Consider the following 16,758-nt stretch of genomic DNA (forward strand, 5'->3'; position numbering starts at 1 on the left):
GTTATATAGAATAAAATATTTAAGTATATAGTTAAGATATAAAATAATTACCACTTATTATAATAAAATACAAGAAAAAGAGCAAAACTATAAAAGATGGATTGTAATGGTTATGATTCAAGACGTAGTTTTAAAAAACACTTATTGACTTGACAATATTACCAATATACAGTATACTTTGATTATCAAAATATTTGTTTATCAAACGATATAACTTGGGAGGAAACTAAATTGAATATACCAAAATTAAAAATCGGAGATTTAAATATAAATATACCTATTATTCAAGGAGGAATGGGAATTGGAGTTTCCAAATCCAGATTGGCTTCAGCGGTAGCTAATGAAGGTGGAGTAGGTGTTATATCTGGAGTTCAAATAGGTTATACGGAACCTGACTTTTTTACTGATACTTTACAAGCTAATACTAGAGCACTGAAAAAGGAAATAAGAAAAGCAAGAGAATTAAGTCCCAAAGGAATCCTAGGAGTTAATTTAATGGTGGCAATGACCAATTATAAGGAGTATGTTACAGCTGCAATCAATGAAAAAATAGATATCATTATATCAGGTGCGGGTTTACCAATCGATCTACCCAAATTAGTTAAAGAAAGTGCTACTAAGATTATACCTATTGTATCTTCAAGTAAAGCAGCTAGGATCATATTAAAAAAATGGGAAAAATATAATCATTTACCAGATGCAATTATAGTTGAAGGACCAAAAGCTGGTGGACATCTAGGATTTAAAGCTAAAGAGTTGGTTAATGATGAATGTAAAAGCTTAGAAGAGATTGTTTGTGATGTCATTAATACAGTCTTGCCATATGAACATGAATATAGTACAAGAATTCCAGTTATTGCAGCTGGAGGCATTATGGACGGTAATGATATATGTAGGATGTTAGATTTAGGAGCACAAGGTGTACAAATGGGGACTAAATTTGTAGCTACTAACGAATGTGATGCTTGTGAAGAATTCAAAGAAGCATATATAGATTCCAGAAAAGAAGATATATGTTTGATTAAAAGTCCTGTAGGACTTCCAGGTAGAGCTATTATGAATAATTTTATTACCAAAACAAAACAAGGTAAAATACCTATTAAAAAATGTTTCGATTGTCTTCATACTTGTAATCCAGTTGAAACTCCTTATTGTATATCCCAAGCATTGATAGACTCTGTTCAAGGTAAAGAAGGAATAATATTCTCTGGTAGCAGGGCCCATGAAATTAAAGATATTATAGCAGTAAAAGATTTAATGGATAATTTAAAAGAAGAAATATCAATGTATAAGACAAATAATAACCCACCAAATTAATTTTGGTGGGTATTATCATCATTGACATATAATTTGAAATCTTTAACTATAGCTGATAGCTCAGTAATAAGTTTATGTATGAATTCTATTTCCGTACTTATTTGCTGAGTTTGAGTAGCTTGGTTTTCAGAACCAGCGGCTACTTCTTCAGTGGAAGCTGCATTGGATTCTGCTAATTTAAAGATTATTGCTATCTGTTCAAGGACATCATCTTTATATTTTATAAGATCGGTATTATTGGTTTTTATTCCAGTCACATATTGTTCGGACATTTCAATGGAATTATTAATTTCATCAAATTTTTTCTTAGTTTCACTTAGTATTTCCATTTGATTTTTAACAGTTCTACGAACTAATTTTGTTTCTTCATAAGCAGTATTTGATTTCTCTTGTAATCCTTTAACGATTTCATCAATTTGTGCTGTAGATGATGCAGATTGTTCTGCTAACTTTCTGATTTCATCTGAAACTACAGCGAAACCTTTACCATGTTCACCAGCTCTAGCAGCTTCGATAGCTGCATTTAATGCTAAAAGATTGGTTTGTTCTGCAATAGAAGCAATAAGCGTTGTGACTTCGCTTATTTTTTCGGCAGTTTCATTAGTCTCTCTGACAATTTCATATACACTTTTTGTAGAATTAGCACTCTCAGTGCTTTTTTGTAATAGGGCATCTAGAGAATCATTACCTTCATTTACAGCTGAATTAATCTGTTTGAATGATTCTAACAGGTAATTGATTATCATAAGGTCTTCATCAATTATTTTGGAAAGAGTGTCAATTGTATGTTGACCTTTTTCTACATTTGCGACTTGAGATGACGAACTATCCGCTATTTGTTCTATAGCTCCTGACATTTCTTCTATACCACTTAATATTGATTTAGAAGAATCATTTATTAGTTCGGAAGAGTTAGTTAATTTACCAGTATTATCTTTGATCTTTTCAATATAATTTACCAAATTGATTCTAAGGGTTGAAAAAGATCTTAGAAGACTTCCACTTTCATCTTGATTTTTCAATACTTTTTTATCTAGCTCAAAACTTAAATCTCCCTTTGCTATAGATATTGCGTTGTTACTAATAGTACTAATGGCAGGTGCTAGTCTAGACACTAGTCGATATAGTACAAATAAAGTAATCAATAAATTTAAGGCAGTAGCAATTAAAATTATTATTCCGAGATTAGTCAACTTAGCTGTACTTATTACATCTTCATTATTAGTAGCCATCTTAATTAAAATAATAGAAAGACATAATCCGATAATAGATAATATTGAGCTAATCATCAAACTTATTGTTAGTAATTTTCCTCTAATCTTTTTCAATATTGTCACCTCAATTAAAATTTTATGGTATTAATTAACAGTAAGAGTCAACTATTATTATACCAAATGTTGCTTTAATACTCATAGTATAACATATATCTGATATAATATAAAAGTTTAACTTCATTTTTCTCAACTTCATTTATTATAATCAACCTTTTTATTTTATAGAAAGGTAAAAGATTAAATGCTTTCATCTTGTACATTCTACTTAAAGGTAGAAAATTAAAGTTGACATACATGATACGTAATAAATACTTTGGATTTATATAATAATTCTAGCAATATTATCAACAATAACATATAGTAATATTAGATCAATTAAAAGGAGTATTCTGATGGAGAGAATTTACTGTTATGATAACGTTAATGAAAATGATAGGATGACTAAAATCGTTCCAAGCAGACCAAGATACCCACAAAATGCTGATGATAGTGACGATAAATATGATATGTATGACAGGAATAATGTATACGATATGGATGAAAGGTATTACATGTATGATTATGATGATATGGATGATATGTTAGAGATGAATCCAATGATGGATATGTATCAGATGATAGAAATATATTCCATGATTAATGCTACAGCTAAGAATCTATATAATATGAGTGCAATGGTATTGAGAGACATTATGAATGGATATGATAATACCAGTCCCATGAATAATTACATGATGTACGATATGAATGACGAATCAATGATGAATGATATGATGGAAAACGATGATTTTACTGATATGGATGATATGATAGAAGTAGATGATGATATTATGGAAATGGATTAAGGCGCAATTCTGAATTAGCGCCTTAATTTAGTTGGAAAAGTTAAATATTTAGCTCTTCATCAATAGATTCTAATATAGTCATATTTGAGTTATATATTATTCCCTGGACTTGCTGAACTGCTTGGGCATAATCTTTAATTATAGTATTACTTGACATTCGTTCAAAGTTATCAGCAATTTTTTTCATTTCTAATTCCATTTGTTGAGGGGGGAGATTTCTCCTATATAACTCTGCTTGCCTAGATTGGAAGTTTTTAATCATTGCAGTTAAATTAGCATCTTTCAATATTCTACTTCTAATATCTTTAGCGTTTTTGAACTCCTCAGTGTTTTTTATAAGGTTAATAATTTCCATAGTCTTTTTTTCAATATCCATATTTACACCTCGATAAGAAATACTTGTGATTACAATATATTCTAAGAACAATAAAGTGTGATAAAATTAATGACATGTAATTATTTATACATGTTTCCAAGATAGGTTACATTACATATAATGATATAAGGTATTTGTTACTAGGAAGGTGAAAAAATGAGAGAAGAATGTATAAATGATGTATTATCATTATTATCATCATATCTTTTTAAAGAATGTAATGATTTAGCTGTTATAAGTCTAGGACAAATACATAATATAATAAATATATTGGTGAAGGCGAATATTCCATTTACATTAACTGTTAATGAAGGAACAAGGAGATTTGCAAAAACAGCACTTCTAACAATTAGTGTTACGCCAACATTTGAAATTAGAAAGATATTCCAATTTGAAGAAGGTAGATTCACAGTTTAATTTTCTACTTAATTTTCCCACTGCATTAGTTACCTTTATTAGACTATACTGAAATGGAGGTGGGTTAATTGTAATTCATGAATTATATATATATCATTGTAAAAATCAAAGTTATCTGTCATAATAATTAATAATTATATATTTAACTTTTGAACCTATAACCCTTTATCTATTTGCATTAAATTAAAGGTGGGAAAGTTGAGTTATATACATATATTTGGAAGGAGTACTAATGATGAATACTTTTTTATTTGACTTAGACGGCACATTATTGCCATTGGAAGAACAAAGATTCGTAAAAACATATTTTGACGAAATGCATAAGGTATTTGATGACCTGATAGATAAAGAGATGTTTGTGAAGTATGTATGGACAGCTACAGATGTAATGAGAAGAAACAAAGATAAAAAGACTAATATGGAAATATTTATGAACAAATTCGAAGAATTAGTTGGTGAAGATATAAATGAATACAAAAATAGATTTGATGATTTTTATGACAATGGTTTTCAAGAAATAGGAAAAGCGGTTGATAAAAATACTTATTCTGAAAAATTAATTGATATACTTAAAAAAAAGGGTTATACAGTTGTCTTGGCTACTAATCCTTTGTTCCCTATAAAAGCTATCAATCATAGAATTAAATGGGCTGGACTAAAAGAATCTGATTTCAATTATATTACATCTTATGAGAACAGTCATTATTGTAAACCTTGTATAAAATATTATAAAGAAATTTTGGAATACATTAATAAAAAGCCTGAAGAATGTATCATGGTAGGAAATGATGTAAAAGAGGATTTGGTTGCTGGTGAATTAGGCATGAAAACATTTCTATTGGAAGATTATTTAATAAATAGGGAAGAACTAGAAATTGATTGTACTTATAGAGGTAAGTATGAAGATTTATATAAATACGTAGATAGTTTACCTTCAATATGAATATGAAAGGTCTATATAGTAAATGAGAAATCTCCAACATAGTGATAAGCTTAATATACTAGGTTGGAGATTTATATAATGATGGGGTTATAGGTATTTAGAATACATAATTATCTAATGGGGCATACGCCATTTTCGCAACCTGAATCACCAATGTCATAATCTAATTCATCTTTTTCATATTTACTGATAAGACTTGGTAGAAATGGTCTTAATTTATCATTCCTTTTTTTATATTCTTCCTCATTGATAGATTCATAAGGAAGAAGCTTATAAAAGCTATCATCAAGTGAAAGAAAAGACAGAGCTACAATATCGTCCCAATTCTTCCATACCCATTCTTCAACTTCTTTCCACTCGTGTTCTCTAACATGTACCGTAATAGAACAATTGTGGTCAACATAATTTTCCATGAACAATTTATAATTTTCAAGTTGTTTAATTGCTGTGACATCATATTTAGTTATACCTTTTGGTGCTTTTACAGGAAATTCAATTACTTTCGTATTACCAGTTTCCATATCTTGACCGACTTCTGGATAAATAGGATAGTCAAGTTCTTCACATACTTTCAACAAAGGATCATCGCTATTAATTCTGACTCTTCTTATATAATAAGGGGAATGAGAATAATGTACTCCACTAGAGACCGTTGGCAATTGGCTAAGAGTTCCTTCTGGTTTAATGGTAGTCACTAATAAAGGCTCATTTTCACCAATCTCATCAGCATATTCTTTAGCAGATGTTTTAGCGGTAGCTCTTAGTTTCCTTAACAGTTCTCCTTGATCTTTTTTAGATATTCCTGAAGCATTAACCATGTCCTGCCATCCAGTCAATGAACAGCCTAAAAGTTTATCTCTTTTATGGACATAATTCCATCTAGGAATTTCTAATTCCGTACATGTCATTCTATAACCTGCTCTGGCTGAAAGCTTCTGTGCCTCATACAATCCATTATAATCTATAGTTTTATCTTTCTTAATGAAAGAGAATACGTTAACGGTAGTTAAGTTACATAGACCTTTTGAATCTAATAAAATTTCTCCGCATGGATTGACACCATTCATGTTAGGTCTTCTTTTCCTACCAGCTATTTCATTTACCCATCCAGGTTCTCCGGAGTAGCGCATTTGCTCTAATTGCCAATGTAGCTGTTGCCTTGAAGGTTTACTTCTATAATAAATTGAGTTGTTACTCATTTGTCTATGGATGATATCATTATCTACTATCCATTGACCATCTATCTGTTTGTATAGATTATTTTTAGCTTCGATAGCTTCTTGGTCATCGGAATCCACAAGTACAATTTCAGCGGTCCTTCGGACTCCACCTACAACTACATTTTCACCAATTATATTTGCAATATCAAGGCAGTCAATTGGATGTAAGTGAGTATAACTTTTTCTACTTAATACACCTCGTTTACTTATGATGTTAGTAATCTTAATAAACATATTTTTGAGACTTGTATAACCACTTGCTGTACCACCAAAAGTTTCAAGCTTTTCACCTTTCGGTCTTACATGATTATAATTAATGATTATGGTATTTATATTTCTATACTCATTACTGTATAGTATTTTAAGATAAAAATCTAATGCTTGAACCCAACCTTCTTTACTATCACCTATAAGGATTCGTACTTTGTTGTTATGACTGAATTCTAGGCTTGTATTATCTTCTCTAAGATTTTTAGGGGTAGGGGTATAATCTTCATGGATAATATCAAACACGGTTCTTATTTTGGGGAGCTTTTTGATATCATCCTTTAATATCCTAATGCCTACGCCTGAGCCTATCATTAGAAGATAAAATAATTCTTTGAAAGAATCAAAATCATCGATGACAGTAAAAGCACAGTTATAATTAGACATAGGATAGTTTCTGGTAACATCTGTATTACCAACCCAAAATGTTCTACCTGATAAGAATTGCTTCAAGTTAAAAATGTTGTCATATAATTTTTCAGCTTCAGCTTTGGTAGTAGGTACCAAACTACAGTTATATTCCACAGCGCGTCTTACTGTTTCCCACCAATATTCTCGCCTTTTTTCTTCAGGTAACCATCTAGAATAAGTTCTATAATAAACAAAATTCCCTAATTGTTTCATAGGGTTAGGTCGATGTTTGTAACTACTGATGAATTCATCACTAAGAACCCTACCATCCGTTCTCTTTGTTCTTGTATCTCTTGTCTTGTCTCTTTCATACCTGTATAATATGTATCTTTTTGCAGCATTTTTTCTAGGGGATTCCATAAGATATTCTTCTACTAAGTCTTGAATTATTTCAACAGATACTGGATTGGAATAAGTCTGTAATTTCTTTTCAACCTTTTTGGCTACAGAATCAGCTAGTGCGTTATCAATATTTGCTTTTGTCTCTGCCATACATAATGTAATAGCAGTTATTATTTTATTTATGTTAAAATTGGTAATTGAACCGTTTCTTTTTAGAACTTTTATCATTTATTGACTTCCTTTCTTCTCCTTTTTATTATTCCTATTACATAATGTATCTAATCAAGATAGTGTCTATTTTATATAATAAGATGGTTTACTATCTATTCTACTTTAACTTTTCTATAAGGTGTAACCTCTTTGTTCTTGTGATATCACTGATATTACAATATTTGGCAATATTAGTGGCAAAACGATTGAAATACATTATGTAGTGGTTTTAAAATACTTGACACACAATATATTGTATCAATAATAATTATTCATGTCAATTAGAAATGAGAATGTGGCGTAATCTTTTTTTCTTGAATTTGACTAATGGCTAATATTATGATAATATTTATTATAAGTAGGTTATAAGCAATTTACCTAAAATAAAGTAAAGGTGCGTTAAAATGAATGAATCAGCTAATTTATGGATGATATTTAAAAGAAATATGACTGCTAATTTTGACTATAACACTATAGGTGCGTCTATTTTTAAATATGATAAAAATAATAAATTAGTTGTAGGATATTTATATAATGCATATTCGTAATGCTATTCAATAAGTAATATGTGTAATTATAAGTAATATTAAAATTTCTAATCCTAGACTAATTGTCTAGGATTTTTTGCGTTTAAATATATTTTTAGAAAGGTATGATTAAAATGATAGAATTGGGAATCAGTAATTTATCTAAGAGTTTTGGAGCGAACAAGATATTTGAAAATGTTAGTTTCGATGTTAAGACTGGAGAAACAGTAGGACTGATTGGAAGAAATGGAACAGGGAAAACAACCATAATGAAAATATTAATGGACAAAGAGGATTATGAAGGAGAAGTATTCTACCGAAAAGGTACCACTCTGGGATATCTCGATCAGATTCCTGTATTTGAACAAGATTATAACGTTAGGGAAGTGCTTTACTTAGCATTTGAAGATATTTATAAGATAAAAAAGAAAATGAAAGATATTGAAGATTGCCTTGCAGGAGAAGGGAACGATGTTGATAAACTTATGAAAGAATATGGATATCTACAAGAGCAGTTTGAACTTCTCGGTGGTTATGATATTGATGAAAAAATGAGCAAAGTCACAATAGGTCTGCAAATATCAGAGTCTATGCAACAGATGAAATTCTCTAATCTGAGTGGTGGAGAAAAATCTAAAATAATGCTTGGAAAGATTTTATTAGAGAGACCAGAAATATTACTACTTGATGAACCATCTAATCACTTGGATCTAAAATCCATTGAGTGGCTAGAAGAATATCTAAAAGATTATTCGGGTTCAGTATTAATTATATCTCATGATAGGTATTTTTTAGATAGGGTAGTCAATAAAATAGTTGAATTAGATTATGATGGTGCAGAAATATACTATGGAAATTATACTTATTATCTCATGGAAAAAGAAAGACGTTTTATTGAAGCTTATAACAGATATAAAGAAAATGAGAGAAAAATAAATAGGATGGAGGAACAGATTAAGAGATTTCGTATATGGGGTAAGATGCGTGATAGTGAAAAGATGTACAAAAGAGCTAAAGAGCTTGAAAAGAGATTAGCAAAAACGGAAAAACTAGATAAACCTGTTCTTGAAAAGACAAAAATCAAATTATCTTCTAAGGTGATGGATAGAACTGGAAAAGAGGTTCTAATATTGAAAGAGGTTGAAAAAAGTTTTGATGATAGAAAACTTTTTTATAATCTTAATCTTGTACTATTTCTTAGGGATAGTTTAGCTATACTTGGAGATAATGGTACTGGTAAATCAACCTTAATAAAAATCATTATGGAAGAATTAAATAGTGATAAAGGAAGTATAAAATATGGTTCTAATATTAAGATTGGATATTTACCGCAAGAAGTTAAATTTGATGATGAGGATACTTCTATATTGGAAACTTTTCAATATAAATATAACATAACTATTGGCGAAGCAAGAACAGAACTTGCTAAAGTGCTATTTATTAAAGATGATGTGTTCAAAAAAATCAATATGTTATCTGGTGGAGAAAAAAGTAGATTACGATTATGCATGCTTATGTATGAAAAAGTCAATTTCATGATACTTGATGAGCCTACCAATCATTTAGATATAGATTCAAGAGAAATATTAGAAGAAACACTACTAGATTTTCAGGGTACTATTTTATTTGTATCTCATGACAGGTATTTCATCAATAAAATCGCCACTAAAATAGGTGAAATAAATAATAAACATCTAAAGTTTTATAATGGTGATTATGAATATTATAAGAACGAATTACAAAAACAATTAGAAATATCTAATATTAGGAACAATCAAAATGTTAAAGATAAGACTAAAAACAAAAATTATAATAAAAGGGATAGAAATGATAAGGGAAAGATAATCAAGAGAAAAACGAAAGAGCTTGAATCTATTGAAGCAGAAATAGAGTCACTAGAAAACTTAATTAAACAATCGGAAAATGAAATGATAAAATGTAGTACAGATGCAGTAAAACTTAATGAAATAACAAAAGAGCAGAATGAGAAGAAGAATAGATTAAATATTCTTATTGCAAAATGGGAAAAGATAAATGAAGAAATTGATAGAATCAGTTAAATTTAAGCGTATGGTTTATAATTATAGCCTTTAATTCATGGAGAATTATGGGCTTTTTCTTTTTTACTATACATAACATCTATCTATTATAATGAATATTTTCTATTTATCACATGATTTCCCATATTTAATACATAATATTACCAAATTTTATTGATAAGATTAATTTGTAATTAAAATAAAAGGAGGTTTATTAATGTATTTTATAAAAAGAGCATTAAAATACATAAAGCACAAAAAAGGTAAAACCCTGTTATTAGGTATAATTTTTCTAATAATAGCTAACTTTGTTTTGGCTGGGTTATTAGTATATAACGCTACTGTCAAAGCTCAACAGCAGACAAGAGAAAGTATTGGGGCAGATGTAAAATATATTATTGATAATGAAGGCATAATTTCTGATTCAGAAAGAGGAGTTATCAATAAAGATGACTATTCAATTATGAAAACAGCTTTTTCTGGTGAAGTAACTTCTGTTGAAAAATATACGGATAAGGGTGCACCAACATATGCTAATTTTATGAATGTAGTTGATTCTACATATGTAGATGATTATGATTTGTCAATATCTTTTCAGTGTGATATCAATGATCTGAATTCTTATACTACAGATACAGATGTAAGTGACTCGGGACATACTTTTGACATAAAATTATTTGGTGCTGTAGAACCTATGGATTTTGAAGAAGGTAATGCTGAGCTGGTAGAAGGAAACTTGGCAACTATGGAGGAAATTTCTTCTGGTGAAGGAGTTGTACTTGTTGAAGAAAATGTTGCATCAATTAATAATTTGCAGATTGGAGATACGATTACAGCTACAGCTTCAATACTTGATTATGAAAATATAGAAATAGAATTAAAAATAATAGGAATATATAAAACTAATGAGCAAGTTGATCAGAGAATGGCTTTCAAAGGGAGCAGTTCATTAATACCTCAGAATAGATTATACGTTCCATTTAATATTGTTAACGATATGGGTTTAACACAAGAAGAGATGGATAATCTGCTACTCTCATCTAATGTAATACATCTAAAAGATCCAATATATGTTGAAGATTACAAAACTGAAGCTGAACAGAAGGTTAAATTGGTTTATGGTTCACTAGATGCTAACGATGATCTGTATAACAGTTTAATAGGACCAATTGAAAAATTGGGTGTAATTGCAAAAATTATGGTAATTATCATAGCGATTGCTGGAGCAGCTATAATTGGTTTGATAACAGCACTTACTGTAAATGATCGAAAAGAAGAAATAGGAATCATGCTTGCTGTAGGAGAGAGCAAAGCAAAAATAGTAATCCAATTTGTTATAGAGGTAACTATAATTGCGGTAATTGCATTTGTATTATCATCATTTACAGGTTCAATTATCGGAGAGAATATAAGTTCAGTAATTCTGGACAGTGAAATAGTTAGTGATGATACTAGCAACAATAATATGATGAACATGAAAATGATAGGCAGGATGGGTAACATAAACATAAACCAAATGGGAAATGATAAACTCAATAAATTGTCACAAGAACAGAAGGTAGATATTAATTTTGATATTAATGTATTACTGGAATTATTTGGTTTGGGATTACTTATGTCAATAATAAGTACGATTATACCATCTCTATATGTCATGAGATTCAATCCAAAACAGATTTTGATAAATAGGACTTAGGAGGAGATGATAATATGTCTTTGTTAAAATTAGAAAATATATCATACGGATATATAGATGGTAATAATAAGAGAATGATACTCAAGAATTTGAATTATACATTCGAGAGAGGTAGATTCTATTCAATTCTTGGACCTTCTGGGAGTGGAAAAACTACCTTATTAGCTATTGCAGGTGGATTGGAGAAATGTCAAGAAGGTAAAGTGTTTTTTGAAGAAAAGAACGTCAATGATATAGGACTTGGTAAATACAGAAGAGATTATTTATCATTCGTATTCCAACAATTCAATTTAATACCTTATCTATCAGCAGTTGAAAATGTAGTTAATGTAATGGAAATAACTGATAATCAGGTCCCAAAACCTTATTACAAAACTGCGTTAAACCTACTTAATCAATTTGGTATTGTTAAAACAAAAGCTGAACGAAGTATTTATAAATTATCTGGAGGAGAGCAGCAGCGTGTTGCAATAGCCAGAGGATTAGCTACAAATGTTGATCTTATCATGGCTGATGAGCCTACAGGTAATCTTGATACTGCTACAGAAAAAGAAATAATAAAGATATTCAGATTGTTAGCAGAAGAATATGATAAATGTGTTATCGTAGTGACTCATTCAGACAGCATAGCAGATTTTAGTGATATTCAGTTAAAGTTAAATGAAGGTAAACTTACTGAAAGGATGTAGCAAATGGATAATAATAAAGGTAAAAACATATTCTCAGATGGATTCAGCATGGATATAGATAAAAATGAAGAAATAGAAAACAAAAAATTTGTCACTGATAATATTAGAGAAAAATCAAATAAAGAAGATACTATTACTGCTAATAATAGAAATGCTAAACAATCAAATGAACCTAATGATGAACCTAAAGATTTTTTAACTAGTTTAAATGATAACAATAATTCTAGTTTCCAACAAGAAGAATTCACATATCAAAAAAATAGCAATCATAAAAGATGGATTATTCAAATAGTAATCATTATAATTGCTGTAGGTAGTATCTATTATATAATAAATAAAAAAACTGAATTGATAGATTTTACTAATATGTTGTATGATGATGCAGAGGCTTGGGCTAGTGGTAAAAATATAATTCTTACTTATGAAGAAGAATATAGTAATGATATAGAAGAAGATTACATAATTTCTCAAGACATAAATCCTGGAGAAAAAATAAAAAAAGATTCTACAGTGAAATTAACATTGTCAAAGGGTAAAGATCCTTATGAAAAAATAGCAATACCAGAATTTGATTCTTCTTGGTCAAAAACTAGTATTGAAAGTTGGATAGAACAGAATGGAATAATAAATTATAAATTCAATAATATGCAAAATGAAGAAATACCAACCAATTATTTGATATCATATAAACTTATAGGTGCTGATAATGATACATTTGTAAGAAGTTCAGAAATTGAATTTGATATAAGTTATACAGAAGCGGTTGAAGCTGTAACTATGCCGGATTTTATTAACAAAAGTATTGTTGATGTTGATATATGGTCGAAAAATAATGATATAGAATATAATTATTCATATTCCATCAGTTCTTTATATGCTGAAGACGCTATAATTGACCAAAGTGTTAAATCAGGTGATGAAATAAATGTGGGAGATGTATTTTCTGTAGTCATATCAATAGGAGAAGAAGATGATGATGCGATAGTGATGGAAAATTTCTTGAACAAAACTATAATAGATGCTGACATATGGGCGAAAAGCAATCATATCATGTATACTTATACTTATGAATATAATGAAATTTATCCTGAGGATACAATATTATATCAGAGTGTAGATCCTGATAAAGAGATAAAGGAAGGTTCTACAGTAGAATTCATCATATCGGAAGGTAGCGAGGAGGAAGATGAAGAGGAAGCTATTGTGATGGAAAACTTTTTGAATAAGACGCTACTTGATATTGATATATGGGCAAAAAGCAATGGAATCACCTATACTAATACCTACCAGTATGATTCTATATATGAAAAAGATAAAATAATGTATCAGAGTATACCAGCTGATGAAGAATTATTAGATGATTATGAACTTACTTTTATAGTATCGAAGGGCGAAGAAATAAGAGTTCCTGATTTTAGTTCTTATACTATGTCTGATGCAAAAGAATATAATGACGGACTTATAGATGTAGAGGTAATAGAAGAATACATTGAAAATACAAAAGAAAGTGAATTCATATCTCAATCAATTGAGGCAGATGATATAGTTGAAGAAGGAACTGAAATAATTATTGAGTATTCGTTAGGAGATAGAATTGACTTACCAAGTTTCATTGATCAATCAAAATATGAATTAGAAGATTGGATTGAAGATGCTAATGATAAGGGAGCTAATATTAAATTAACGGTTACAGAAGAAGCTGATACTGGATTGGAATATGGGAAAATATTATCTCAAAATATATTAAATGAAAAAATAGGTTTAACAACAGATATAGAAGTTGCAATATCATCAGGACTGACAGTACCTTCATTTATTAGTATGGATAAAAATGAAATTAAAAATTATTCTGAAACTAGGGATATCAATGTTGAAGTTGAAGAAATGTATATGGAAGGAACCAATGAAGGTGATTTTATTTCTCAATCAATAGAAACAGGAACTACAGTGAAAAAAGGTACCTATGTAACGGTTAATTATTCATTAGGAGATACTATCAACATTCCTAAATTCCTTGACAGACCTGCTACAGATTTACAAGAATGGGTCAATGAACAGAACAGAAAAGGTGCTGAGTTAACTATAACAACATCTGAAATGTACCATCATGATGTTGATTATGGAGCAATTGTAAGTCAAAATGTCTATAACCAAACTAATGCTGATCTTGATACTGAAATCGAAATAGTAGTGTCTCAAGGAGAACCTTATACGGTAACTGATTTTACTAAGTTTTCCGTAAGTGAAATAGAATATGTTGCTGAGAGAAGAGGATTGACGATTGTATTTGAAACTATTGAAGATTCATCATATAAAAGTGGAGAAGTAATTAGTCAAGAGCCAGAAAAAGGAGAGATTATAAGCAAAAATAAAGACTTTATCAAAATACAAGTTGCTGAGTAGATAAATCATGTAAACCTTCTAGATTAAGTCTAGAAGGTTTACATAGAAATTAAGAATCAAATTAGATTTGTAATGTTGATAGAGTTAATATCTTGTTGAACTGGCTATCTCGAAATCCTTTGATGAGTATTTTCTAATATAGTAGGATTTGTTGTTCACTATTTTATTTAGTATATCTATAAATGTATCTACCTCTGAATAATCATTATATAAACCAAAACTTACCCTAACCATACCTGGATGTGGTGAATTAGGATTATTTTTATGAATGTCAATATCAGTTTTTTTAAGGTGCAGTAATTTCTGTATATAAGGTTGAGCGCAGAAGCATCCACTTCTAACACTGATTCCCGTTTCTTTTGATAAAATATTAGCTACTATGGAATGATGTAGCCCTTTTATATTGAAAGTTATGATTCCAATTCTATTAGAACAGTCTTTTCCATTACCGTATATGACTACATCCTTAATCCTATTTAATCTGCTTAACGTATATTCTGTTAAGTTTATTTCCATTTTTTCTATATTATCCATACCTATTTCATTTAAGGTTTTTAGAGCAGCATTAAGAGCAACTATCCCCATTATGTTAGGGGTTCCTGCTTCCTCTTTGTAAGGAATATCATCCCACATTACATAATTGGGAGTCACGATTTTTACTGTTCCTCCTCCTGATTGTGTAGGATTTCCATGCTTGAAAACATTTTTTGGTCCAATTAGGACTCCTGTACCAAAAGGCGCGTATATTTTATGACCCGAAAAAGCAAGATAATCTATATGTTCACTGGAGTAATCAGGTTTCATATCAATGGGTGAATGAGGAATAAGTTGGGCACCGTCAATAAGTATTTTTGCTCCATATTTGTGAGCCAATTTTGCGAAGTCATGAATGTCAGTCTTATATCCTGTTACATTGGAAGCACCAGAAATAGTTACTAAGCGTATTCGACCATTATATTTTTTGAGTTTCTGTTCACAATCTTTTATTGATAAGTTGCCTTTATCATTTACATTAATATAGTCAATCTGAAAATTTTTTCTCCATGGAAGGTCATTAGAATGATGTTCCATGAATGAAGATAAAATTACTCCATTACTAATTGTTTGTGACAATTTAGTAGATACTTTATTTATAGCATCAGTGGTGTTTTTAACGAAGATTATTGTGGAATAGTCGTTATCCATATTAACAAAATGACTAACGGTTTTCCTAGTGGCATCATATATTTCAGATGATAAGTGGGATTTATAACCTGTTCCACGATGTATGGAGGAATACCAAGGAGCAAAATCGTTAATTGCATTCATAACAGATGTAAGTGGTGGTGTAGTAGCAGCATTATCAAAATTAATTTCTTTAGTGTATTTGCCATTAATTATAGGAATCGATACATCAGTACCTACTACAAGATGTTTATAATTTGGTTGATAAGAGCAGTAATGCATAAAATTCCACCTCATTTATGAATTGCTTCAATCCGTAATATTATTCGTATATTATCTTATTTAAGCATATGAATCAATATCTTTGTATATATGCTCATGACGTCTGAGATATTTCCTAATAGAAGATATATATATTACGAATTGAAGATCTATAAAAATATCAATGATTAACTTATTATAAAGCTAATCATTAATAATCAAAATAATATACCAGACAGTAAAAGATTATAAGCTGAAGATGTGTTTATAAATAAAGATAAACATTATAATGTTAGAGAAATCTTTTACTAGGCATAGTCTCTTTGTTCTATAATATGCGTAGCATATCAATACGTG

13 protein-coding genes are annotated in these 16,758 nt (G+C 29.6%); 9 read left to right on the forward strand and 4 right to left on the reverse strand.

Annotated features, from left to right (window positions below; all coding sequences use genetic code 11):
* Positions 1-231: 231 nt before the first annotated feature.
* Positions 232-1,317 (forward strand): NAD(P)H-dependent flavin oxidoreductase, encoded by a 1,086-nt coding sequence (locus QMG30_RS10010; protein WP_281815027.1) that lies wholly within the window; start codon positions 232-234, stop codon positions 1,315-1,317.
* Here the strand turns inward: QMG30_RS10010 and QMG30_RS10015 are convergent.
* Positions 1,314-2,645, reverse strand: a complete 1,332-nt coding sequence (locus tag QMG30_RS10015; RefSeq protein WP_281815029.1) for a methyl-accepting chemotaxis protein — start codon at positions 2,643-2,645, stop codon at positions 1,314-1,316. The genes QMG30_RS10010 and QMG30_RS10015 overlap by 4 nt on opposite strands.
* Before the next feature lie 338 nt (positions 2,646-2,983).
* Between QMG30_RS10015 and QMG30_RS10020 the strand changes: the two genes are divergently transcribed.
* Complete coding sequence (locus QMG30_RS10020; RefSeq protein ID WP_281815031.1) at positions 2,984-3,436, forward strand: hypothetical protein; 453 nt, start codon at positions 2,984-2,986, stop codon at positions 3,434-3,436.
* Positions 3,437-3,476: 40 nt separating this feature from the next.
* Here QMG30_RS10020 and QMG30_RS10025 read toward each other — a convergent pair whose 3' ends face one another.
* Entirely contained in the window at positions 3,477-3,812 is a 336-nt protein-coding gene (locus tag QMG30_RS10025; protein ID WP_281815034.1) for a YlbF/YmcA family competence regulator, read from the reverse strand.
* Positions 3,813-3,968: 156 nt separating this feature from the next.
* Here QMG30_RS10025 and QMG30_RS10030 point away from each other — a divergent pair, with 156 nt between their 5' ends.
* Positions 3,969-4,229, forward strand: a complete 261-nt coding sequence (locus tag QMG30_RS10030; protein ID WP_281815037.1) for a hypothetical protein — start codon at positions 3,969-3,971, stop codon at positions 4,227-4,229.
* Positions 4,230-4,464: 235 nt separating this feature from the next.
* Entirely contained in the window at positions 4,465-5,172 is a 708-nt protein-coding gene (locus QMG30_RS10035) for an HAD family hydrolase (RefSeq protein ID WP_281815039.1), read from the forward strand.
* Positions 5,173-5,282: 110 nt separating this feature from the next.
* Here QMG30_RS10035 and nrdJ read toward each other — a convergent pair whose 3' ends face one another.
* Positions 5,283-7,640: a ribonucleoside-triphosphate reductase, adenosylcobalamin-dependent gene (nrdJ, locus tag QMG30_RS10040; protein WP_281815041.1), complete on the reverse strand. Its 2,358-nt coding sequence runs from the start codon at positions 7,638-7,640 to the stop codon at positions 5,283-5,285.
* Positions 7,641-8,026: 386 nt separating this feature from the next.
* On the opposite strand from nrdJ, the gene QMG30_RS10045 reads away from it, so the two are divergent.
* The 5 genes from QMG30_RS10045 (at position 8,027) to QMG30_RS10065 (ending at position 14,976) form a co-directional block, all read left to right on the forward strand.
* A complete protein-coding gene (locus QMG30_RS10045) occupies positions 8,027-8,170 on the forward strand; it encodes a hypothetical protein (protein ID WP_281815043.1) in 144 nt (47 codons plus the stop codon).
* A 113-nt stretch (positions 8,171-8,283) separates the two neighbouring features.
* Entirely contained in the window at positions 8,284-10,209 is a 1,926-nt protein-coding gene (gene abc-f, locus QMG30_RS10050) for a ribosomal protection-like ABC-F family protein (RefSeq protein ID WP_281815044.1), read from the forward strand.
* Positions 10,210-10,405: 196 nt separating this feature from the next.
* Positions 10,406-11,884 (forward strand): FtsX-like permease family protein, encoded by a 1,479-nt coding sequence (locus tag QMG30_RS10055; RefSeq protein ID WP_281815045.1) that lies wholly within the window; start codon positions 10,406-10,408, stop codon positions 11,882-11,884.
* Positions 11,885-11,898: 14 nt separating this feature from the next.
* Entirely contained in the window at positions 11,899-12,573 is a 675-nt protein-coding gene (locus QMG30_RS10060; RefSeq protein WP_281815046.1) for an ABC transporter ATP-binding protein, read from the forward strand.
* Positions 12,574-12,576: 3 nt separating this feature from the next.
* Positions 12,577-14,976 carry a PASTA domain-containing protein gene (locus tag QMG30_RS10065; RefSeq protein ID WP_281815047.1) on the forward strand — a complete coding sequence of 800 codons (2,400 nt, stop codon included), beginning with the start codon at positions 12,577-12,579 and terminating at the stop codon, positions 14,974-14,976.
* An 84-nt stretch (positions 14,977-15,060) separates the two neighbouring features.
* Here QMG30_RS10065 and QMG30_RS10070 read toward each other — a convergent pair whose 3' ends face one another.
* Positions 15,061-16,422: an aminotransferase class V-fold PLP-dependent enzyme gene (locus QMG30_RS10070; RefSeq protein ID WP_281815048.1), complete on the reverse strand. Its 1,362-nt coding sequence runs from the start codon at positions 16,420-16,422 to the stop codon at positions 15,061-15,063.
* Positions 16,423-16,758 lie beyond the last annotated feature (336 nt).

Origin of the sequence: Vallitalea longa, assembly GCF_027923465.1 — a bacterium.
Lineage (GTDB): Bacteria > Bacillota > Clostridia > Lachnospirales > Vallitaleaceae > Vallitalea > Vallitalea longa.

What these genes read in the sequence shown, in the direction of transcription:
- abc-f (WP_281815044.1), top strand. Translation starts at nt 8,284, where the DNA reads ATGATAGAATTGGGAATCAGTAATTTATCTAAGAGTTTTGGAGCGAAC.
- QMG30_RS10025 (WP_281815034.1), bottom strand. Translation starts at nt 3,812, where the DNA reads ATGGATATTGAAAAAAAGACTATGGAAATTATTAACCTTATAAAAAAC.
- QMG30_RS10070 (WP_281815048.1), bottom strand. Translation starts at nt 16,422, where the DNA reads ATGCATTACTGCTCTTATCAACCAAATTATAAACATCTTGTAGTAGGT.
- QMG30_RS10065 (WP_281815047.1), top strand. Translation starts at nt 12,577, where the DNA reads ATGGATAATAATAAAGGTAAAAACATATTCTCAGATGGATTCAGCATG.
- QMG30_RS10035 (WP_281815039.1), top strand. Translation starts at nt 4,465, where the DNA reads ATGAATACTTTTTTATTTGACTTAGACGGCACATTATTGCCATTGGAA.
- QMG30_RS10045 (WP_281815043.1), top strand. Translation starts at nt 8,027, where the DNA reads ATGAATGAATCAGCTAATTTATGGATGATATTTAAAAGAAATATGACT.
- QMG30_RS10020 (WP_281815031.1), top strand. Translation starts at nt 2,984, where the DNA reads ATGGAGAGAATTTACTGTTATGATAACGTTAATGAAAATGATAGGATG.
- nrdJ (WP_281815041.1), bottom strand. Translation starts at nt 7,640, where the DNA reads ATGATAAAAGTTCTAAAAAGAAACGGTTCAATTACCAATTTTAACATA.
- QMG30_RS10055 (WP_281815045.1), top strand. Translation starts at nt 10,406, where the DNA reads ATGTATTTTATAAAAAGAGCATTAAAATACATAAAGCACAAAAAAGGT.
- QMG30_RS10030 (WP_281815037.1), top strand. Translation starts at nt 3,969, where the DNA reads ATGAGAGAAGAATGTATAAATGATGTATTATCATTATTATCATCATAT.
- QMG30_RS10060 (WP_281815046.1), top strand. Translation starts at nt 11,899, where the DNA reads ATGTCTTTGTTAAAATTAGAAAATATATCATACGGATATATAGATGGT.